The following is a 22,072-nucleotide window of genomic DNA, read 5'->3' on the forward strand; positions in this document are numbered from 1 at the left end:
TATTTAACAAAGAACAGTAAGAGAGATGATTATGCCATTAGCATTACTTGCATTGACGCTCAGCGCCTTTGCCATCGGAACCACAGAATTTGTCATCGTAGGCTTGATTCCTACCATGGCGAGCGACTTGAATGTATCTCTGCCATCGGCAGGCCTATTAGTCAGTTTATACGCGCTTGGCGTTGCCATTGGCGCACCAGTATTAACGGCATTAACCGGCAAATGGAATCGTAAGGCGGTGTTGCTGACCGTGATGGCATTGTTTGTCATTGGTAACTTATTGGCGTGGCAAGCTCCGGGTTATAACACGCTGATCGCCGCACGAATTTTGACTGGCCTTGCCCATGGCGTGTTCTTCTCGATTGGATCGACCATCGCGACAGGTTTGGTTTCAAAAGATAAAGCAGCCAGTGCCATTGCGATCATGTTTACGGGTTTAACGGTTGCATTGGTAACCGGCGTACCACTGGGCACTTATATCGGGCAAACCTTTGGCTGGCAAGCGACCTTCTTGATCGTGGCTCTGCTTGGTCTTATTGCTCTTATCGGTAGCGCTATCTTGGTTCCAAGCAACCTTAAGCAACCACCAGCGGCGAAGATTTCGGCACAACTAAAGGTTCTAACTCAACCACGCTTACTGTTGGTTTACGCTATCACAGCACTAGGTTATGGCGGCACATTCACAGCGTTTACGTTCCTTGCTCCAATACTGGAAAATGTATCAGGATTTGATTCGAGCTCAATCAGCTTAATCATGTTGGTTTACGGTGTGTCAGTGGCGGTCGGTAACATCTGGGGCGGAAAAATGGCCGACAAGATGGGCCCAATTAAAGCACTGACCGTTATCTTCTCTGGTTTAGCCGCAGTACTGGTGGTATTCAACTTTACCGCAGTAAACCCTTACGCAGCTGTTGCTACCATTTTGGTTTGGGGTGCATTCGCATTCGGTAACGTTCCAGGACTACAAGTGTATGTTGTGAAACTGGCTGAGAAATACACACCTGACGCCGTCGATGTCGCTTCTGGGTTGAACATTGCAGCCTTCAACGTCGGTATTGCATTGGGATCATGGGGTGGTGGTTTGATTGTCGCGAAATCTGGATTAATGAACACCCCTTGGGTAGGTGCTGTGATCGTTTTGATCGCTCTTGTTCTGACTCGATTCAGTGGTGCGTTAGATAAGAAGCAAGCACAACAAGCTGTTCCATCTAGCATCTAGCATCTAGCATCTAGCATCTAGCAAGAATAGAAAAAACAAAGCCCGAACCTAGGTTCGGGCTTTATCAATTCAATCTGATTATTACTCGTTATCGATCGCTTTCAGCACTTTACATGGATTACCGACTGCAACCACATTGGCTGGGATGTCTTTGGTTACGACACTGCCCGCGCCAATCACGCTGTTTTCGCCAATGGTGACACCGGGGCAGATAATTACACCACCGCCAAGCCAAACATTGTTGCCAACATTAATCGGTGTGCCAAACTCAACGCCTTCTTCTACACGGCCTTTCACATCGAGTGGGTGACCTGCAGTCAGGATTTGAACGTTCGGACCAAGCAGCACATTGTCGCCAATAGTCACTTCAGCCACATCCAAAATCACGCAGTTAAAGTTAGCGTAGAAGTTCTTGCCTAGCTTGATGTTCGAGCCGTAGTCACAACGAAATGGAGGTTCTAAATGCGCATTTTCACAGTCCGGAATGAGCTCTTGCGTTGCTGCTTCCCATTCAGATGTGCCAGGAATACTGTTATTGAGTTTTTGAAGCACCTTGCGACATTCGATACGAGCTGCATAAAGCTCTTTATCCCAAGCCTGATAAGGTTCACCTGCTAGCATTTTTTGTTTTTCTGTTTTCACGTTACTTACCTGTTCTCACATCAATTAGCTATTTTCATATTACTTATCTAGCTTCACATTACTTAACTAATGGTGGTCAATTCATCGACCAAAAACGCAATATCGCACATCTAAATAACAGTGAATAAGGAGTGTTTGAGCTTGGTTTAAGAGATGCGCAGCTCGTCACTTTTTGTAGGTAAAATATGAAATTCGAACAGTGCTAATTTAGCTTCGCTATCGAATCACGTAACACCAAACTACCAGTGGTATTGATGGTGGTCGCTTGCTCTGTTTCACCGACAATTTGCAGGATCGCCTTTTGCGTCATTTGCTCTAATGGCACACTCACAGACGTTAAGCTTGGCGTTAAAAACGCCCCCACTTTGCTGTTATCAAAGCCGACGATCGAAACATCTTGAGGCAATGAGTACCCAAGTTCGGTTAACGCCTTAATCGCACCAATCGCCATATCATCGTTTTCAGACAAGATAGCAGTGAATGTGGTTCTGCTTTTTGCCAAAGCCTGAGCCGCGTGATAACCGCTCTCCATCGTCCAATCACCTTGAACAACGTTGGACTCATCCAATGCAACACCATATTTAGTTAACACATCTTGATAGGCTTGGTAACGCAGCTCATCGGTCGAAGAACCGGCTTTACCACGAATCACTGCAATATCGGTATGACCCTGCTCGATGATGTGTTCAACCATCAAACAAGCGCTCTGATAATGGTCGGTGGTAATAGCATGATTGGGCTTCGACGGCATTTCTCGGTTGAGTACCAGAATCGGAGTGTCAGTGCTTTCGATGATCTGAGCTATCTCGCTTTCGGTTAAACATTGCGGATAGATGATGATGCCCGCGCACTTCATATCCAGCAGGAAATTGATCGCCTTTCTTTCGTCTTCAGCGCTGTGTTTGCCATCGGTGATCACCAATTGGTGATTCGACTTTTCGCTATAAGAAGCCGCGTGATACATCAAGGAAGAGAAGTAAGGGCCATTGAACAACTCATTGGTAATTACAAAGCCGATGAAATTGGTCTTCTTGGTCGCCAATTGCTGAGCCAACAAGTTCGGTCGATAACCTGTTTCTTGAATCGCATCAAATACCTTTTTCACCACATCTGGGCGCACGATGTTCTTGCCATTTAAGACACGAGAAACGGTCGATTTAGATACGCCTGCGCGGTTTGCGACATCAAGCATGGTTACCATTCGCTTCTTTTCCTTTATAAAAAATTAGCCGACATAGGCCGACTAATTCATTGCAAAATGACAGCTCACAGTTCACATAACTGCGCTGGGGAATTCATTCTAAATAGTGGCACCGTTAGATGCAATCACACCTTTATACCACTCGAAAGACTTCTTGCGCTTGCGTTCTAGTGAGCCAGATTGATCGTTGTGCTTATCTACGTAAATGAATCCGTAGCGTTTTTTCATCTCGCCCGTGGTGAACGAAACTAAGTCGATACAGCCCCAAGGGGTGTAACCCATCAAATCAACACCATCAATCGCAACGGCTTTTTTCATCTCTTTGATGTGGTCGCCAAGGTAAGCGATACGGTAGTCGTCATTAATGCTGCCATCTTCTTCAATGGTATCAACAGCGCCAAAACCGTTCTCAACGATGAACAATGGCACTTCATAACGTTCATACAGAGACGCTAAACAGAAACGCAAACCGGTTGGGTCAATTGGCCAGCCCCAATCGCTAGACTGGATAAACGGGTTATCGACCGAGTTTTCATGACCGCCGTCCATCGCTTCTTCAGTCGATTGGTGAGAAGAAGAATCCAAGGTATTAGACATGTAGTAGCTAAAGCCTAAGTAATCAGCCTTGCCTTCTTTTAGGATCTGCTCATCTTCGGGCTGCATCTCAATATTGAAGCCTTTGATTGCCCAGTCATGCTTAGCGTAATTTGGGTAATGACCACGCACCATTACATCCGAGAAGAAATAACGGTCACGCATCGCTTGCTGTGCCACCATGATGTCTTCTGGCTTTGAAGAACGAGGATAGAAAGGCACCATCGCACACATTGCGCCAATTTGAAGATTTGGATTGATCTCGTGACCTTTCTTAACCACCAAAGCACTTGCAACAAACTGATGGTGAACCGCTTGATACATGGCTTCTTGCGGCTTTTCACATTGCGGGAACTTCACGCCTGAGCACAACCAACCGAAGATGTCTGCCGAGGTGTTCATCTGGTTGTTGATCTCGTTAAACGTCATCCAGTATTTCACTTTGTGCTGGTAACGCTCCATCACCGTAGTTGAGTACTTAACGAAGAAGTCGATCACTTTACGGTTCATCCAGCCACCATATTCGTTAGCTAGATGGTAAGGCATTTCAAAGTGACTCAGTGTTACCACTGGCTGAATATCGTATTTCAACAGCTCATCAAACAAATCATCGTAAAACGCTAAACCCGCTTCACACGGCTCGGCTTCATCGCCATTTGGGAAAATACGCGTCCAAGCAATACTGGTTCGGAAGCACTTAAAGCCCATCTCAGCAAATAACTTAATGTCTTCTTTGTATCGATGGTAGAAATCAACAGCGACTTGGTTTGGATAGTTTTCGCCATCAATCACACCATCGGTGATTCGACGTTGTACGCCATGAGCACCCGCTGTTAAAACATCAACAACACTGACACCTTTACCATTCGCATCCCAGCCGCCTTCTAACTGATGCGCTGCAACCGCACCACCCCATAAAAAATCGTTCGGAAATTCGTTGTTCATACCATTACTCGCTACAAGTTATTCGTGAAAAAGATCAGGATTAGAGCTGCGGCCACAGCTCTGAAATCGGTTTCAATAAAAGCCAAGATACAGATTGAAACCGGTTTCAGCAATAACTAAACGATCTTTTTCTGATCGAACTACAGACTAGTTAAAAGTCAGCGTTACGATCAGTGCTCTTCAAAATATTGATTATGTGTGTGTTTGCTAGATTGGTCTTGAGTTCCCGGGTAGAACTGAACGAGGGTCTGATCGGCTAGTGTGAGGTGAATCCAACCCTCTTTGACTTTCAGCCAATTGGTGCCGTTGGTCTCGTAGACGGCAGGAAAACTACCCCAGCCTGATTCTGATACCTGCAACTCTTGAAAGCGATTAATCGGGGTGAGTTTATTGCTTCTGAAGTCAGCCTCGGAGTAAACCAAAAGAGGCTCGATAGCATCGTTTGGCTTAAACGTATAACAGCTTACAGAGGCGGAGGTGCGATCAAACCACTGGTAAGGTTGTGCGCCTGTTAGATCATAGACCGTACAGTCGTTAAATTGAATGGCCCACTCTTGGTGAGCTTTAAAACCGAGGTAGCCTATTGGCTGTGATGGTTCAGGTTTCGAGTCAGCTTCTGGTTCATACACAGGTTCTGAGGTAGCACATCCCATAAGCCCAAGACTAAAAAGGAAAGTCACAGCAAGCTTCATCATTGTCATACCTCAGTTCCGTTAGTAGATGAGTAACTCAATTAAGTCTCTACATTAAACGGTAAGTTCCAAACGATTACCATCCGGATCGAGTACACAGCTCTCATAATAGCCATCGCCTGTTCTTCTTGGGCCATCTAAGCGCTCATAGCCGTCTTCGACCAAGTGTTGAGTCAGTTGATCGACCGCCTGTTCCGAACCTAATGATATCGCCATGTGAATGAAGCCTGTGAACTGGTCATAGATGTCGTCTTTCGATTCAGGGACAGAGTCCATTTCCATAATCTCTAAACGACTTCCCGTATCAAACGAGAGGAAGTATGAAGAAAACCCTTTGGTTGGGTTGTGATATTTTGAGTTCAATGTCGCGCCGAAATAATCTTCATAAAATCGCTTCAGTACTTCGAGTTGTTTGGTCCAAATTGCGATGTGTTCAATCTTCATTTTGTTTGCCTAAGTTTGATGTCTAACGCTAGATTACTCATCAAATAAGGAACAATAAACAGAACGAAATTCATCGAAATTGTTCCTGATTAACGGGCTCGATTTTATGTCCATAACTGCACAGTATTGGCATCTATGTTTGTGTAATAGTTATCTTTCCTCCATAGTCAGGTTTTACACAATCTGAGATTCAAACTGTGAGCTTTTTAAAACTGATACTACTTGCGGCTATATGGGGAGGCTCGTTTCTTTTCATGAGAATGGCCGCCAATCCATTAGGGCCCGCAGTCTTAATTGAAGCGCGAGTTCTGTTTGCAGCACTTACTCTGCTTTTAGTTTCTTTCTATTTAAAAAAGAAGCTCTCTTTTCATGATCACGCAAAACACTTCTTCATTCTCGGCCTGTTTAACACCACACTTCCTTTTTTGCTTTTCGCTTATGCCGCGCAGACACTTAACGCCTCGACACTCGCCATCTTGAACTCTACCGCGCCAATATGGGCGGCAATCATTGGTGCAATATGGACCAAAACAGCACTCGAGGCGAAAGTTCTATTGGGACTTGGGATTGGGGTAACAGGAGTTGGCGTGTTAGTCGGTTGGGATGCGATGAACATTGGCCGTGAGGCTATGCTTCCTATCTTTGCAGCAGTGATGGCGGCCTTTAGCTACGGAATAGCGTCAAACTATACCAAACAAGCCCCTAAAGTTGAGGCATTCAACAATGCTCATGGCAGCATGTGGGCTGCGGTATTGCTGGTTTTGCCGTTTGTATTCTTTATTCCGATGAGAGAAACACCCGACGTTACGATCACTACATCGGTTGTCTTATTAGGCGCGGTATGTACTGGGTTAGCGTATCTACTTTACTTCAATCTCGTCTCTGAACTCAGCGCACCTTCAGCCCTGTCCGTGACCTTCATCATTCCGGTATTTGGTATTCTATGGGGTAACTTATTCTTAGATGAAGCAATTGGCATCAATACGATTGTTGGTTCAATTCTGGTTATCACCGGCACCATGTTGGTGACAGGAATGACGCCTTCTAAGATGATAGAGAGCGCCAAACAGAAACGAGCAGCAAGAGCGGCTCGTTAATCAGCCATATATTGCTGAATCTTGTTTCTCAGCCACTGATGAGCAGGGTTCAAATCGGTTCTTTTATGCCAAATCATGTATTGCTGCATCGGTAAGATTTCAAACGGCTGATCAAGGACTTGAAGCTGGAAGGATTCGGAAAATTGATTGGCAAAATCACGCGATGTACTGCCGACACAATCTGAGCCCGATACCAGCACACACATGGTCATCAGCGAGTCACACTCGGCACTCACTTTTCTCTGTTTCAGTGGCGACTTGGTAAAATAATCTGCCGTGTATAAACGGGTTCGACGCATTCTAAAAGTAACATGCTTTTCGTTGTAATATTGCTCTTGCGTCACAGAGCCATTGATTCTCGGATGCCCCTTTCGAGCTATCAGCACCAACTCATCTTCAATCATCGGCTGCTTCATGTAGCCGTTAACTTGCGGGTAATGGATATCAATCGCTAAATCAGCTTGTTGCATGCTCAAGCCTTGCAATAATTCTTCTTCGTTGTTCGGCACCATATTGAATTCAATCGAGATATTGCCCAACGTCTCATCTTGCTCGACGAGAGGTTGAAGCTTGGTTAATCCAATCTCATTCACCAGGATACGAAACACATGATGCTGCTGATTATCAAATGTCTTTAAAGTGCTTACTGCGCTGCTTATCCCTTCTAGAGCAGGCTCTACTCGGTCTGCCAATTGCACCGCAGCGTTAGTCGGAATAATCCCACGCCCTTCACGAATAAACAGGTCGGTATCAAGCTGAGATTGCAATCGCTTCAATGCCCCGCTAACCCCAGGCTGAGTCATACCAAGCGATTCTGATGCAAGCGTGATCGACTTTAATCGATACACTTCTAAGAACACGCTCAATAGATTTAAATCCAACTTTTCCACGTCGCTCACCGTTACTCTCCCTGTCAATGTGGTCTTAATCAATCATAGGTCAGGATTCGCCTTCGTTCCCCAACCATTGCATGACTCAATACATAGCCAATCGTGATGTATTAAATAAAGCTTACTTTATTTTTTGCTATATGTCTTATTCCTATAATCGCCTCAACGAAACAAAATTCTGAAATGAAGAGGCTCTTATGACAACTTCTCGCACGTTCAAAAATGCATCACTGTTCCTAGCTATCTCGCTCGCATTCCCTGCAGTTGCAGCTAACCATGACCACGCACACTTCAGCGAAATTGGCGACCAAGGTGGCAAAAGCGCAACCGAGATGACGACTAAGGCAAACCAAGAGTTCGCAAAAACACTTAACTTTGCCGACACTCGCGCTTTCGACAATAACAACAAGGGTCTTATTGCTAGCTTCGACCAAGAGACGGGCGACATCATTCGCAATAGCTTTAACTTTATCGACCCAAGTGTGACGAATGCAGACCAAGCACCAGATTCAGTAAACCCTTCACTGTGGCGCCAAGCGGTATTGAACCAAGCGGCGGAAGGTTTATATGAAGTTGTTCCGGGTAAAGTTTACCAAGTTCGAGGTGCAGATTTAGCGTCTATCTCTTTCATTCGTAGTGACAACGGTTGGATCGCCTACGACGTTCTTCTTACCAAAGAATCAGCCGCCAAATCACTCGAATTCTTCAAGAACAATGTGCCTGACGGCGGTGAACTGCCAGTCGTTGCCATGATTTACTCTCACTCGCACGCTGATCACTTTGGTGGCGCAAGAGCAATCAAAGACGCGTATCCAGATGTAAAAGTGTACGGTTCGAAAAACATCACTAAAGAAATCGTCGACGAAAACGTATTGGCGGGTAATGCAATGTCTCGTCGTACCGCATATCAATATGGCGCAACCCTGAACCGACACGAACACGGTATTGTGGATGCGGCACTGTCTAAAGGCCTATCAACCGGTAGCATTACTTACGTATTGCCAGACTACGAGCTGAACCATAACGAAGAGATTGAAACTCTGGTTATCGACGGCCTAGAAATGCAATTCATGGATGCTTCAGGTACCGAAGCGGCCTCTGAAATGGTGACATATATTCCAAGCATGAAAGCACTTTGGACTGGCGAACTGACCTACCAAGGCATGCACAACCTGTACACGCTGCGTGGCGCTAAAGTACGTGACGGCTTGAAATGGTCTAAGAAGATCAACGAGATGTTAGTCACTTGGGGTGAAGATACTGAGGTGCTGTTTGCGTCTCACTCATCGCCAATCTGGGGCGAACAAGAGATCTCTGATTACCTAAAAATGCAGCGTGACGCTTACGGTTTTACTCATAACCAAACGCTTCGCTTAGCCAATAACGGTGTGGTTCTACAAGACATCGGGGACGAGATTTACAAGGTCATGCCAGACAGCATCCAACAGTCTTGGCACACCAACGGTTACCACGGTACTTACTCTCACAACGCCCGCGCGGTGTACAACATGTATCTTGGTTACTTCGACATGAACCCAGCTAACCTAAATCCACTACCAATCAAGCCAGAGTCAGTGAAGTTTGTTGAGTACATGGGCGGCAGCGACGCTGTGATTGAAAAAGCGCAGCAAGACTTCCAAGAAGGTGAATATCGCTTCGTTGCAACAGCACTGAATAAGGTGATTCAAGCAGAACCAGAGAACAAAGTTGCACGTGGCTTATTGGCAGATACGTACGAGCAATTGGGTTATCAATCAGAAGGTGCAGGTTGGAGAAACATCTACCTAACGGGCGCTCAAGAGCTTCGTATTGGCACACAACCGGGCGCACCGAAAACTGCATCTCCGGATGTGTTAGCGAACATGACGATTGAAAACCTACTCGATTACTTAGCCGTAAAAGTGGATTCGCTAAAAGCACAAGAAACACCATTTACATTGAATATTCAGTTGCCTGATGTAAAAGAGTTCTACTACGTTGAGATGTCTAACGGCAACCTGAACAACATCCAAGTATCAGAGCTGCAAGATGCGGATACGACACTGATCATCAATAAGTCTGACGTGTCTGACATCGTGCTTAAGAAAACAAGCCTTGGAAAACTGTTAGAAGACGGACAAGCAGGCGTGAAAGGTGATAAGACATCACTTAACAAACTGCTGTCTTCATTGACAGAAGCTGACACCTCTTTTGAGATTGTACCGCGTCCAAAAAAAGGCGAAGAAGTTGATGCAGAGCTATACCAAGATTCAGCGGTACACGCTCATTAAACGCCGGATACACTAAATAAAAACAACAGCAGTTAGCTAGAAAAACGTTCTATAAAGAACATAAAAACAAGCCCCTCCCTTTTGGTTAGGGCTTTCTTATTTGTTCTCAATATATGCTTCTGAATCGCTATTGAGTTTGCCCGTTTACGTCGCAATCCCAATAAGAAGGTGAACCATAATATTGAACAAAGTAATCGATAAATACGCGCACCTTTGGTGCAAGTAACTGAGCACTCGGGTATACCGCCCAGATAGCCGCCTCATCCTTTAAAGGGTAATCCGGCAACACCTCAACCAGCGAACCTTCCGCGAGCTGCTTGTATGCTATCCAACTCGCGCACATGGCAATGCCCAAGCCATCGACACATACATCCCTTACCGCTTCACCGTGATCGACGCGGATAGCACCTAGGCTCTCTTCGAGTTTTCCGATATGAATACTGGCTACCGGAGGTGACAACCCAAGCTCTTGTCCTGCTTGACCTATATTGTGCGTAGACGCGAGTCGCACAAACAATTTTAGATGTTCAATGTTCATCAATAATGGCTAGCCTGCGCTGAGTACACGCTGCTTATTGGCCGCAGCGGCACGGGGAATAATGTGAGTTTTAATATAGGCATTAAGCTTAAACCATGCAAAAGCGCCCGCTAAAACATTGGCGACTGTCGCAGCAATAACCGCATTGACCATGTCTCCGGTTATCGAGCCGATCCATAAAGCGGGAATGTAGAAAACAAACAAGCGTAGGAAAGAGACATTCAAAGCTTTACGCGGCACACCCAAGGCATTAAAGACCGACGCAACCAACATGCAAAGCCCAAGCGGCCCATAGCTGAACGGTATAAATAACAAGGTCACTTCAAACCAGCTGCGTATGCTTTGTTCTTCCGAGATAACAGGAATAATCCAGCCACTAAACAGCGCCAACAATGTTGCCATCACGGTGTGGAAAACCAATAAGAACTTCGCTGTTGTATTCAATAGCTCAGGGATTTTGCATCGCTGCTGCGCCCCTAGGTAACGACCAATCATAGGCGGGATAGACATCGTCAGAGCAAGAGAAAACACCAGCATAAAACTTTCAACACGGGCGAGTAAGCTCCAAAAAGCCATCTCATCGGTTCCGATTCTCGCAATCAATAGCATTGAGAAGAACGCGCTGACCGCAGGTAATATCTGATTCGCAGTGGTTGGCATTACCGTCTTGAATAACTCAAAACTGTAGCCTTTGATTCGGTTACTGCACGCGCCATTGAAGCCAAACCAACCTTTGCCGCGAGACTTGATTAGCATGTAGATTGCGCCGAAAGCGTAGCCAATGCTCGATGCGATCGCCGCCCCTGCGATGCCCATATCCAATCCAAAGATCAGAATAGGGTCGAGAATTAGGTTAATCACGCTAGCAGCCAAGAACATGCTTCCGGTTGTTTTGGTATCGCCATTGGCACGATAAACGCAGGTGGCCAGATAAAGCACCGCCACCATCAATGCACTGAACAACCACAGTGGCCAGTACACATTAAAAATAGACAGCATGGATTGGTATTGAGCGTCAGAGACATCATTCACAAACGACGCAAAAACAGAATCGCTAAAAACAATCAGCCCTATGCAGATCAAAGCAATCACCAACACTCCAAATCCAACCGACAACGTCGCAATTGAAGTAGATTTACGTTGCTCTTTTGCCCCTACCGCTTGAGAAATAATGGACGTTGCCGCGACACCGATTCCCACTTGAACCCCGGTAAACGCCGCTTGAAATGGCAAGGTGATACCGTGAACCGCCAACTCATTCACCCCTAGCTGACCAATAAAGATCGAATCGACCAATTGAACCATCATGATCGCAAACACACCCAGCGTCAGTGGCAGCGTTTTCTCAATGATGGTTTTCAAAGTCGCGGATCTCATCTGCATAAGTCGGTTCACTCTTGTCTGTACCTTGGGGCTAATTACCTAGTTGAGCAGTATACGAAGCTAAATGAAAAGGATAAGAGCACCAAACAAGGAATGAGTTTTTAGATTTCGTTGACAATCGAATTAGCAAGATACCTTCAACGTTAAAATATCCATCTAAGACACTGAATAAATTGAAATTATAAAACCCGCCAACACTCTTAATAATTCGTTAATAGTGTTTCGTTTAATGGTTAATTGTTGGTTCGAACATTCCTCGCTAGCCTGAATTTAGGTCGCATTCACACTGAATAGGCTGAAATGAAATCTCTCAGAAGGAATATGGAAATGGTATATCAAGGTTATACAACGTTTAAAGCTCAAGCCGAGGATGGGATTCTTACCGTCACTTTTGACTTCGGTACTGTGAATGTTCAAGGGCAAGAGACTTTGATGCTGACGAAGCCGAAGCACTCAAAGCGGAAGCTTATTGGTTGTATCAAGCTACGAGCAAAACCCCTGCGGTTAAGCGCTTCCAAATTGCCGATGAGCAAGGCCTAGAGCACGATATGGAAAACCAACGTAACTGGGAAACTCTGGTTATGAACGTTCAAGACATCAAGTAACTCGGTCACTTCTCTTAATTTGGGTCAGTCACAAACTGACCCATTGTCTTACTTAATCGTTAAACGCCAACGGTTAACCACCAAGTGTTAAAATGGTCATTATTTGCCCCATAGACTCACATTTGAGTCTTCAGCTTGTGAGCCAAATGCAACTATGTGTCATTAATCTTTGTTATAACGTTGTTCAAACTATTTTTTGAAGGACGGAATATGCAAAAAATAATTCTGATCACAGGTGCCACGGATGGCATTGGTTTAGAGACCGCAAAAGCACTAACGCAGCAAGGGCACCATGTTCTAATTCATGGCCGCAACCCAGCTAAGGTCAATAAAGTCGTGACCGCTCTGTCTCGCCTGTCTAAGAATGCAATCATCGAAAGCTACATCGCAGACCTATCGACGCTCTCCGAAGTTGAGGCGCTCGCAACCCAAATCAAAAGCGATCACAAACGACTCGATATACTCATTAACAACGCAGGTGTGTATAAAGTGTCGGACATCACCACTCCAGACAATCTTGATGTGCGTTTTGTCGTAAACACCATTGCGCCGTATCTCCTGACACAAAAGCTGCTTCCTCTTTTTGATGCGACAGGTCGTATCGTCAACCTATCTTCAGCAGCCCAAGCACCCGTAGATTTAGATGCATTAATCAGTCCGAATGCAGGTGAACTGGATGGTCCGGTTTACGCACAAAGTAAGCTCGCGCTAACGATGTGGTCCATCGAATTAGCCAATACTCTTTTAGACAAAGGCACTGCAATTATCCCTGTAAACCCAGCCTCTTTCCTTGGCAGTAAATTAGTAAAAGATGCTTATGGCGTTGATGGCAACGACCTTGCGATTGGAGCCGATATTCTTTGTCGTGCTGCGCTCAGTGATGAGTTTGCCAACGCTTCTGGTCAATATTTTGATAATGATTCTGGGTTGTTCAAAGACCCGCACGCCGACGCATTAGACAACACCAAGAACCACAAGCTGGTGACCGTGCTTGATCAATTGCTCGAAGAAAAGCTGTGCGTTACGCACTGATCATTAATTAATAAAAATACCACTAACACTCCCCCCCACCACCACACACACAATCCAAGCCGCAGTTCTATCTATACAGACAAAGAACTGCGCGCTCTTTCGATTATTAAGATTTCTTTAATACTGATTCCCCGCTTTGCCCAATTATCACCCAAGATGCAGATTGCTAAACTTGCCCCCGTCGAAACAACACAGGCTACGGCCGAGGAGCATTTATGCGTTTTGAAGGTAAAGTTTATCGTCCTTGGATGGAAGCAGAGAGCGTACTCATCCAGACAACATTGGGGTGCAGTAATAACCAGTGTACCTTCTGCACGATGTTTGATGATAAGCGTTTCAAAGTAAGAGACATCAAAGACATCTTTGAAGATATTGATGCGGCGAGAAAAATCTACCCGCATGTTGAATCTATCTTTTTGGTCGATGGTAACGTGATGGCTATTAGAACCGAGATGCTGATTTCGATTCTGGATTACATCAAGATCACCTTCCCAGAGAGCAAGAACATTTCTCTGTATTCGGGGTTCAATGACTTCCGTCGTAAGAGCTTGTCTGAATTAAAAGAGATTAAGTCGGCAGGTTTAAGCATGGCCTATTCTGGCTTGGAGTCCGGTGACCCAATTGTGCTTGAACACATTCAAAAGCGCATGACGCGTGAGCATGCAATTGAAGGTATGAACCTAGCCCGTGAAGCAGACATCAAGGTGCTGGCTTCATTTATCTTTGGCCTTGGCGGCAAAGAGCGTTCTATAGAGCATGCGATTAATACCACCAGCTTGTTGAACATCATGCAGCCAGATGCGATTGCACCGATGGCTTTAGCCGTTCAACCGGGATCGGTATTGGAAAAAGAAGTAAACCGTGGCGAGTTTGTTTTACCAACGCCATTGCAGATTCTGGAAGAAGAAAAATACTTGCTCGAAAACCTAGAAGATTTCGATTGCTACTACTGGGGTGACCACGGCAATAACATCTCACCAATGCGTGGCATGTTGCCTCAGGCTCGTAAGCCGTTTCTTGATAAGATAAATCAAGACATCGCGCATAACCCAATCACTAAGCAAAACGTCATTAAAACCTTTGCTTGGTAACGAGTAACCTCTACATCGTTTGAAGCAGCCACAAAAAGGGCCAGTGTCAGCTGGCCCTTTCATTTTCTAGCTATGTATCTCTCTATCGAACTATCTGGAGCCGACCGCTCGGACTAATTCTGCGATTCCATCCCAATCACCCTTGTCCATTTTGTCTGTCGGTACCATCCAAGTTCCACCGCAGGCAACGACTGATTTCAGTGCTAAGTAAGACTCAACGTTCGCTGGGCTTACACCGCCTGTAGGCATAAAGTTAACCGGGTAAACAGCCGTCAACGCTTTCAACATTGCGACACCGCCAGATGGCTCGGCAGGGAAGAACTTTAGTGTCTTAAGCCCCATTTCCATTGCTTGTTCAACCAAGCTTGGGTTACTCACTCCAGGAACAATCGTAACCCCTCTTTGCTGACAGTATTTGACTGTGGTTGGATTCAAACCTGGGCTGACAATGAAATCAACACCCGCATTAATGGCAGTATCCACCTGCTCTGTAGTCAGCACAGTACCTGCGCCAATCAGTAACTCAGGGTAAGCTTCACGCATCAAACGAATCGACTCTGCTGCCGCTTCTGTACGAAATGTCACTTCAGCACAAGGCAAGCCATTTTCAACCAGTACTTTCGCAAGCGGCACAGCCTGAGCAACGTCATTAATGGCGATCACCGGAACGATGCGAATATCTCTGAGTCGCTGTTCAATTGTTTTCATTGTTCATTTCTCTCATTATCAAACAGACAAATTAAGCCAAGTCGCTGCCGTTGCTTGCGATCACTTTTTTGTACCAGTGGAATGACTTTTTAGGAATACGATTTAACGTACCATTGCCTAGGTTGTCTCTGTCCACGTAGATAAACCCATAGCGCTTGCTCATCTCTCCGGTCGACGCCGCAACAAGATCGATACAACCCCAAGGTGTGTAACCCATCAATGGTACACCGTCTTCCATTGCTTCATGCATCGCAACAATGTGCTGACGAAGGTAATCAATGCGGTAATCATCGTTCACTTCTCCATTGTCATCCAAGGTATCATGAGCACCTAAGCCATTTTCTACCAAGAAAAGTGGTTTCTGGTAACGGTCATAGAGTGTGTTCATCGTAATTCGAAGACCTGTAGGGTCAATGACCCAGCCCCAATCACTTGCTGGAAGATGAGGGTTTTTGATGGACTTAACGACGTTCGCTGCACTCGTATTTCCTGCATTCATATCAGCGGAAGCACAGCGTGAAGCGTAATAACTGAAAGAAATGAAATCGACGGTGTTCTTTAGAATCTCGAAATCTTCATCTTGTGTTTCAAGCACCACACCTTTGTTATCAAACACTTTTTGAGCATAAGATGGGTAGTAACCACGCGATTGAACATCGATAAAGAACAGGTTCTCGCGGTCTTTTTCCATAGCCATCAGCACATCTTCTGGCTTACATGAATATGGATAGAAGTTACCGCCCGCCAGCATACAACCCACTTGGTTTTGCTCATCAACTTCATGGGCAATCTTGGTTACCAAAGCGCTTGCTACTAGCTCATGGTGAGCTGCTTGGTACTTCACTTGATCGTGATTTTCGCCTTCCTGAAACAACAATCCAGCACCAGAAAACGGGCTCGCTAGTAAAATATTGATTTCGTTGAAAGTTAACCAGTATTTCACCAAGCCTTTGTAGTTTTCGAAACAGGTTCTCGCGTAACGGCTAAAGAACTCAATCATCTTACGATTACGCCACGAACCATACTCGTTGACCAAGTGCATAGGCACATCGAAATGGCACAAGGTAACGAGCGGCTCAATACCGTATTTCTTACACTCTTCAAAAACATCACGGTAAAAATCTAAGCCAGCTTGGTTCGGCTCTAGCTCGTCACCTTTTGGAAAGATTCGGCTCCAAGCGATGGATACGCGGAAGACTTTAAATCCCATCTCTGCCAGCAAGGCGATGTCTTCTTTGTAACGGTGATAAAAGTCTATCGCGTTATGGCTTGGGTAGAACTCGTCTTCGCTGAGCGTCACCTTATCAACCTGACCAAGCTTAATTGGCATGCGGTTCTCACCATAAGGGATCATATCTACGGTTGTTAGGCCTTTACCACCCGCTAAGTGAGCGCCTTCAGACTGGTTTGCAGCAATAGCGCCGCCCCATAAGAAATCTTCGGGAAATTGAATGTTTGACATCGAATACCTCGGAAACAATAAAAGTCACCTTACGCTGAAGTAAGGTGACTGAATAAATTAATCAATTCTAATTAAGACGCGGACACTACTGTCGGCTTGTCTTCTGCCTTACCAGCTTCTTTGTTTGCTGACTCTGAAGTTGCTTTCTCATCGGCATCATCTTCTGGAACATCTTCAAAGCCTAAAACTAGGGTTAGAACAAATGACAGAACAATAGACAATGCGATCAGACCGAACACCCAAACGATACTCATTGGGTCATTCACATCGAAGAACTGAACACTCGTAAACAAGCTTGGTGCTGCCATCGAGTGACTCGCAAGGCCACCCATGCCCGCTAATGCACCTACGATAAAACCAGTAATCATTGTTGCGATAAGTGGACGTTTCAGACGAACAAGCACGCCGTACAATGCAGGCTCAGAGATACCGGCGAAGATAGCTGAAGCACCTGCGGCTAATGATGTCTGCTTTAGTGCGCTGTTTTTGGTTTTGTAAGCAACAGCCAGACACGCACCACCCATACCGAGGTTGGCACCGATTTCTGAAGGCATAACCATACCTTCACGACCCGTCTCAGCAATGGTTTGAATAATCGTTGGAGTAAATACACGGTGCATACCAGTAAGAACAAGTAGAGGCCACAGTGCGCCCATGATAGCAACCGACAACCAACCTAATGTGTCATGAATTGTGTAAACAAGCGCTGAAAGTGCAGTACCAACCCAAATACCAAATGGACCGATAAGTACGATAGCAACCGGAGCTGCAATCAATACGATAAGCATAGGTTTCAGGAAGTTTTTAGTCACAGCAGGGGTAATGCTATCTACCCAACGTTCTATGTAAGAAAGAGCCCAAGTCATCACAAGTACAGGAATAACCGTGTAGGTGTATTTCACTGACGTGATTGGGATACCGAAGAAATCAACGTGCTTGCCTTCTGCTGCTTGCGCCATCAATTCCATAAAGTTCGGGTGGATTAAGACACCGGCAATCGCAATGGAAAGAGACATATTGGTCTTGAATTTGATCGATGCGGAAGCGGCAACCATAACCGGTAGGAAGAAGAAGGCGCCATCGCCAATCGCTTTCAAGATAATCAAGGTAGGTGCATTTGGCTCAACCCAGCCCAGCATCTCAAGTACCATGGCGAGCAGTTTGACCATTGAAGCGCCAATGATTGCTGGGATAAGAGGCGACATGGTACCAACCAGTGCGTCCAACATTTTCGCACCAATTGACTTAGCCGTTAGCTTCTCTTTTTTAGCAGGAACCTCTGACTCAGATACAGTGGATAGCTCACAAAGCGCCATCACTTCTTTGTATGCATACGATACCTCGTTACCAATGATAACTTGTACTTTGTCTCCATTATCAACAACACCCATCACACCTTTCAGTGCTTTTAGCTTGTTAATATCGACGCCATCTTGGCTGTGTAAAACGAATCGTAGTCGAGTCATACAGTGTGTTAGGGCAGCCACATTTGTCTTGCCCCCAAGATGCTCAACAACAGATTTCGCAATTGCGCGGTAATCGTTGGCCATTTTATCCCCCAAAGATCTCTTTCCAGTGATTTTTAAACGCGAATATAGTGAGATGTGACTAATTTTCCGTCAGTAGGATGCAAAAACAATCACAATTGTTGTGAATTGTTGTTTTGTGTCCTTCATCACACTTCCTTAAGTTACCGGTAACATGTTACCGGTAACGCTTATAAGATAAAGCCATATTTACAAGCGATGTTCAAAATTGAGATCACGCGCAAATTTGTTAAGAGGATTGAGTTATGGCTGGTAGTAGTGTCATCGTCATGGGTGTCAGTGCTTGTGGGAAAAGCACGATAGGCGAGCAGTTGGCAAAAAAACTTGGGCGTAAGTTCATTGATGGTGACGACCTTCATCCTCGAGCAAACATTCAAAAAATGGCGTCAGGCCAACCTCTTAATGATGATGATCGCATTCCATGGCTGGAACGCGTTCGTGATGCAGCGTACAGCCTAGAAAGTAAAAATGAGCACGGCATTATTGTGTGTTCTGCGTTGAAGAAGAAGTACCGCGACCAAATTCGCGAAGGGAACAAAAACCTCACCTTTCTCTTTTTAGATGGCAACATTGACCTGATCTTGCATCGAATGCGTCAGCGCCAAGGCCACTTCATGAAAGAGAACATGATTAAAAGCCAGTTCGAAACATTAGAAAGACCCGATCACGAGCCAGATACGGTTGTCATCAGCATTGATGGCGATATTGATGACGTTGTGGACTGTGCTGCGATTGTGCTTTCAATGACTGATGAGGCAGAAACAGCATGACCCTTCCAACCATCCAAGCGGTGACTCAACGATTAATTGAACGAAGCAAAGAGACTCATGAAGCGTTTCTAAACCGAACCCAACACCAATCCTCTGCTGGCAAAGGTGGTAAAGGGCTTTCTTGCGGCAACTTGGCTCATGCTGTCGCAGCTTCTTGCTCCGATGAGAAACGCTCGATTCTTGACCTCACTAAATCCAATGTGGCGTTAATCAGCTCTTACAACGATATGTTAAGCGCTCACCAGCCGTATCAACACTATCCAGATCAGATCAAAAAGGCGTTAGCTAAGTTCGGCCACACCTCTCAAGTAGCGGGCTGTGTTCCCGCGATGTGCGATGGGGTAACTCAAGGCCAACCAGGCATGGATATGTCTTTGTTTTCAAGGGACTTGATTGCTCAATCGACCGCTCTTTCACTGAGTCACAACGTGTTTGATTCAACCCTATTGCTTGGCATTTGCGACAAGATAGCTCCAGGACAACTGATGGGCGCGCTCTCTTTTGCGCATCTACCAACTGCCTTTGTTCCGGCAGGCTTGATGGCAACGGGCATCAGCAATGATGAGAAAGTACACATTCGCCAAGAGTACGCGGCTGGCAAGGTAGGAAAAAGTGCCTTGCTGGACATGGAGTGCAACGCTTATCACTCAGCGGGCACCTGCACTTTTTACGGCACAGCCAATACCAATCAGCTGGTATTTGAAGCGATGGGGCTGACGCTTCCGGGCTCAGCGTTTGTTCACCCTGACTCTGAATTGCGCGCATCACTCACTCAGCATGCCGCCATTGAAATTGCTTCAATGACACCACAAGCCGCAAACTTCCGCCCACTTTCTGAAGTCTTTACCGCTAAAAGCTTAATCAATGGCATTGTTGCCCTACTCGCATCAGGTGGCAGTACCAACCACAGCATTCACATGGTCGCGGTAGCACGCGCAGCAGGATTTATTCTGACTTGGCAAGACATCAGCGATCTATCCGATGTGGTGCCTTTACTTGCTCGAGTTTATCCCAACGGCCCAGCAGATATGAATGCGTTCCAAGCGGCAGGAGGAGTTCCCGCGCTGTTACGCCGTTTAGATCAAGCCAACTTACTGCACCGAGATGTCACACCTACCTTTGGCTCGTTTGAAGATCAAATGAGTATTCCAGAGCTTGAAAATGGAAAGCTAACGTGGAAAAAATGCAAACAGTCGGCAGATGCAGAGGTAATTGCAGGCCAAGAACAGGTATTCCAAAGCACAGGCGGAACGCGAGTCCTTTCAGGGAACCTTGGCAACGCAGTGATTAAAGTGTCAGCGGTTGCAGAAGAGCAACGTGTAATAGAAGCACCTGCGGCAGTTTTTGATTGCCAACATAAGGTGGAAGCCGCGTATCAACGAGGTGAACTCAACAAAGATTGCATTGTTGTGGTAATAAACAATGGCCCAGCTGCGAACGGTATGCCTGAACTGCACAAGCTTATGCCGATTCTAGGTAATGTTCAGAAACAAGGGTTTAAAGTGGCTCTGGTTACTGATGGGCGCCTTTCTGGAGCCTCAGGAAAGATCCCATCCGCGATTCATGTCTCACCAGAGGCCATTCGAGGAGGAACTATTGGGCTTGTTCGCGAAGGCGATATCCTGCGCTTAGATTGCGCGAGTGGCGAACTCAATAACCTCAACGACATGCAATCTCGCCAAGCGAGAGTGTTTGAGGTAGACGCTAACCAGCAAACCATGGGGCGCAACCTATTTAGCGTGATGCGCCAAAGCGTTTCGAGTGCAGAACAAGGGGCGAGTTTTATCGTCTAGCTGTGTCATCGCTTAAATGTAAAAGCAAAAGGGGCATCATTTCGATGCCCCTTTCAGTTTCCACGATACTTGGTTAAACGCTTTCGCCATCCGTGATGCGATAGCCCATATCCACTACCGTTTCCGTGACTGGCTCACCTTTCAATCGGGCAAGCAGTAGCTCGGCACTTTTCTTACCTATTTCATAACGTGGCGTATCCACGCTAGTCAGTTTTGGGCGTATGGTTTGACCGATATCTAACGCGTTATAGCCCACCACAGATAGCTGTTGCGGCACTTGGATTCCACGTTGCTGGGCAATGAGCAAGGTACCTATCGCGATGTCATCATTGGTGCAGAACACGCCATCTAGATCTGGGTAATCCGCAAGAGCGCGATCAAGCAGATCTTCAGCCAAAGAGAAGTTAGAGTGCTGTTCAGTCAACACGTGTTTAGGCTCTAATCCAGCCTCATACATCGCTTTGTCATAGCCTTGCAAACGCAACTTGGTTCGCGCATCCAATCGAGCGCCAAAGTAAGCAATAGAGCGTTTACCAGCTTCAATCATTCGCTTCACGACATGGTAAGAAGCATCAATATGGTCCAAGCCAACAACCATATCGATCGGATTGGTTGGGAGTTCCATCGTTTCAACAACAGAAACACCTGAATTCTTGAGCATCTGTAACGTGCGGGGGGTGTGGTGGCTTTCCGTCAATATCAACCCATCAACTTGATACGAAAGCAGCGAAGCAATCTTTTCCTCTTCTTCCACAGCATCATAGCTAAAGTGAGCAAGCAACGTCTCGTAGCCATTCTCTTTAGTAACCGTTTCGATACCTTGAACAAACGCGGCAAAGATTTGGTTTGATAACGAAGGGAGCAAGATACCGATCGCTTTACTCGACGATTTAGAGAGCATAGCTGGCGCTTTGTTTTCGATGTATCCCATCTCTTCAATAACCGCTGCAATTTTAACGCGAGTTTTGGCTGCGACTGAATCGGGATTGCGCATGTAACGAGAGACGGTCATCTTTGTGACCCCCACTTTGTCTGCAACATCTTGAAGTGTGGTTCGAGTTTTCTTCTGCTGTTCTGTCATAACTATTTGAACTCTTTATTATGTTACAAGTAACATTATAAAGTTCTCACCGCCTTAAGTTCAACCCA

General features: G+C 45.8%; 19 protein-coding genes and 1 pseudogene. 8 read left to right on the forward strand and 12 right to left on the reverse strand.

Translation table 11 applies throughout. The features are described 5' to 3' along the window. Nucleotides 1-31: 31 nt before the first annotated feature. Nucleotides 32-1,219, forward strand: coding sequence for an MFS transporter (locus BCU07_RS14175; protein ID WP_017062388.1), 1,188 nt, complete (start codon nucleotides 32-34; stop codon nucleotides 1,217-1,219). 81 nt (nucleotides 1,220-1,300) lie between these two features. Here BCU07_RS14175 and BCU07_RS14180 read toward each other — a convergent pair whose 3' ends face one another. The 5 genes from BCU07_RS14180 to BCU07_RS14200 form a co-directional block, all read right to left on the reverse strand. Beyond that, on the reverse strand, nucleotides 1,301-1,861 hold the full coding sequence (locus tag BCU07_RS14180; RefSeq protein ID WP_017064028.1) for a sugar O-acetyltransferase: 561 nt from the start codon (nucleotides 1,859-1,861) through the stop codon (nucleotides 1,301-1,303). 202 nt (nucleotides 1,862-2,063) lie between these two features. After that, nucleotides 2,064-3,062 (reverse strand): LacI family DNA-binding transcriptional regulator, encoded by a 999-nt coding sequence (locus BCU07_RS14185; protein ID WP_102428077.1) that lies wholly within the window; start codon nucleotides 3,060-3,062, stop codon nucleotides 2,064-2,066. 99 nt (nucleotides 3,063-3,161) lie between these two features. Next, nucleotides 3,162-4,601 carry a 6-phospho-beta-glucosidase gene (locus BCU07_RS14190; RefSeq protein WP_017072131.1) on the reverse strand — a complete coding sequence of 480 codons (1,440 nt, stop codon included), beginning with the start codon at nucleotides 4,599-4,601 and terminating at the stop codon, nucleotides 3,162-3,164. 170 nt (nucleotides 4,602-4,771) lie between these two features. Next, nucleotides 4,772-5,296: a hypothetical protein gene (locus BCU07_RS14195; protein WP_102428087.1), complete on the reverse strand. Its 525-nt coding sequence runs from the start codon at nucleotides 5,294-5,296 to the stop codon at nucleotides 4,772-4,774. Nucleotides 5,297-5,347: 51 nt separating this feature from the next. Then, on the reverse strand, nucleotides 5,348-5,737 hold the full coding sequence (locus tag BCU07_RS14200; protein ID WP_017064032.1) for a VOC family protein: 390 nt from the start codon (nucleotides 5,735-5,737) through the stop codon (nucleotides 5,348-5,350). A 197-nt stretch (nucleotides 5,738-5,934) separates the two neighbouring features. Here BCU07_RS14200 and BCU07_RS14205 point away from each other — a divergent pair, with 197 nt between their 5' ends. Beyond that, nucleotides 5,935-6,834 (forward strand): DMT family transporter, encoded by a 900-nt coding sequence (locus BCU07_RS14205; protein ID WP_102428078.1) that lies wholly within the window; start codon nucleotides 5,935-5,937, stop codon nucleotides 6,832-6,834. On the opposite strand, the gene BCU07_RS14210 is transcribed toward BCU07_RS14205, so the two are convergent. Then, nucleotides 6,831-7,733: a LysR family transcriptional regulator gene (locus BCU07_RS14210; RefSeq protein ID WP_017059462.1), complete on the reverse strand. Its 903-nt coding sequence runs from the start codon at nucleotides 7,731-7,733 to the stop codon at nucleotides 6,831-6,833. The two genes, BCU07_RS14205 and BCU07_RS14210, sit on opposite strands and share 4 nt — an antisense overlap. A 188-nt stretch (nucleotides 7,734-7,921) precedes the next feature. Here BCU07_RS14210 and BCU07_RS14215 point away from each other — a divergent pair, with 188 nt between their 5' ends. Continuing rightward, a complete protein-coding gene (locus BCU07_RS14215; RefSeq protein WP_102428079.1) occupies nucleotides 7,922-9,994 on the forward strand; it encodes an alkyl/aryl-sulfatase in 2,073 nt (690 codons plus the stop codon). Nucleotides 9,995-10,121: 127 nt separating this feature from the next. Here the strand turns inward: BCU07_RS14215 and BCU07_RS14220 are convergent, their stop codons facing one another. Continuing rightward, nucleotides 10,122-10,532 carry a LysR family transcriptional regulator gene (locus BCU07_RS14220; protein WP_017059460.1) on the reverse strand — a complete coding sequence of 137 codons (411 nt, stop codon included), beginning with the start codon at nucleotides 10,530-10,532 and terminating at the stop codon, nucleotides 10,122-10,124. Nucleotides 10,533-10,541: 9 nt separating this feature from the next. Then, complete coding sequence (locus BCU07_RS14225) at nucleotides 10,542-11,915, reverse strand: MATE family efflux transporter (RefSeq protein WP_017064035.1); 1,374 nt, start codon at nucleotides 11,913-11,915, stop codon at nucleotides 10,542-10,544. 446 nt (nucleotides 11,916-12,361) lie between these two features. Here BCU07_RS14225 and BCU07_RS14230 point away from each other — a divergent pair. From BCU07_RS14230 to BCU07_RS14240, 3 genes and pseudogenes are all read left to right on the forward strand, one after another. Beyond that, nucleotides 12,362-12,520, forward strand: a pseudogene (locus tag BCU07_RS14230) (enoyl-CoA hydratase/isomerase family protein); the annotation flags it as partial. 210 nt (nucleotides 12,521-12,730) lie between these two features. Next, nucleotides 12,731-13,552 (forward strand): SDR family NAD(P)-dependent oxidoreductase, encoded by an 822-nt coding sequence (locus BCU07_RS14235; RefSeq protein WP_102428080.1) that lies wholly within the window; start codon nucleotides 12,731-12,733, stop codon nucleotides 13,550-13,552. A 215-nt stretch (nucleotides 13,553-13,767) separates the two neighbouring features. Then, entirely contained in the window at nucleotides 13,768-14,643 is an 876-nt protein-coding gene (locus tag BCU07_RS14240; protein WP_102428081.1) for a radical SAM protein, read from the forward strand. A 90-nt stretch (nucleotides 14,644-14,733) separates the two neighbouring features. Here the strand turns inward: BCU07_RS14240 and BCU07_RS14245 are convergent, their stop codons facing one another. From BCU07_RS14245 to ascF, 3 genes are all read right to left on the reverse strand, one after another. Further along, on the reverse strand, nucleotides 14,734-15,351 hold the full coding sequence (locus tag BCU07_RS14245) for a bifunctional 4-hydroxy-2-oxoglutarate aldolase/2-dehydro-3-deoxy-phosphogluconate aldolase (RefSeq protein ID WP_065583747.1): 618 nt from the start codon (nucleotides 15,349-15,351) through the stop codon (nucleotides 14,734-14,736). Nucleotides 15,352-15,382: 31 nt separating this feature from the next. Further along, on the reverse strand, nucleotides 15,383-16,813 hold the full coding sequence (gene ascB / locus BCU07_RS14250; protein ID WP_102428082.1) for a 6-phospho-beta-glucosidase: 1,431 nt from the start codon (nucleotides 16,811-16,813) through the stop codon (nucleotides 15,383-15,385). Nucleotides 16,814-16,884: 71 nt separating this feature from the next. Further along, a complete protein-coding gene (ascF, locus tag BCU07_RS14255; protein WP_017064040.1) occupies nucleotides 16,885-18,363 on the reverse strand; it encodes a PTS cellobiose/arbutin/salicin transporter subunit IIBC in 1,479 nt (492 codons plus the stop codon). 242 nt (nucleotides 18,364-18,605) lie between these two features. Here ascF and BCU07_RS14260 point away from each other — a divergent pair, with 242 nt between their 5' ends. After that, on the forward strand, nucleotides 18,606-19,130 hold the full coding sequence (locus BCU07_RS14260) for a gluconokinase (protein ID WP_017059452.1): 525 nt from the start codon (nucleotides 18,606-18,608) through the stop codon (nucleotides 19,128-19,130). Next, entirely contained in the window at nucleotides 19,127-20,923 is a 1,797-nt protein-coding gene (edd, locus tag BCU07_RS14265) for a phosphogluconate dehydratase (protein ID WP_102428083.1), read from the forward strand. Before BCU07_RS14260 ends, edd begins: the two co-directional genes overlap by 4 nt. Before the next feature lie 73 nt (nucleotides 20,924-20,996). Here edd and BCU07_RS14270 read toward each other — a convergent pair whose 3' ends face one another. After that, nucleotides 20,997-22,004, reverse strand: coding sequence for a LacI family DNA-binding transcriptional regulator (locus BCU07_RS14270; protein WP_102428084.1), 1,008 nt, complete (start codon nucleotides 22,002-22,004; stop codon nucleotides 20,997-20,999). Between the last annotated feature and the right edge of the window lie 68 nt (nucleotides 22,005-22,072).

This window comes from Vibrio sp. 10N.261.54.E10 (genome assembly GCF_002877735.2).
In the GTDB taxonomy this organism is placed as follows: Bacteria; Pseudomonadota; Gammaproteobacteria; order Enterobacterales; family Vibrionaceae; genus Vibrio; species Vibrio crassostreae_C.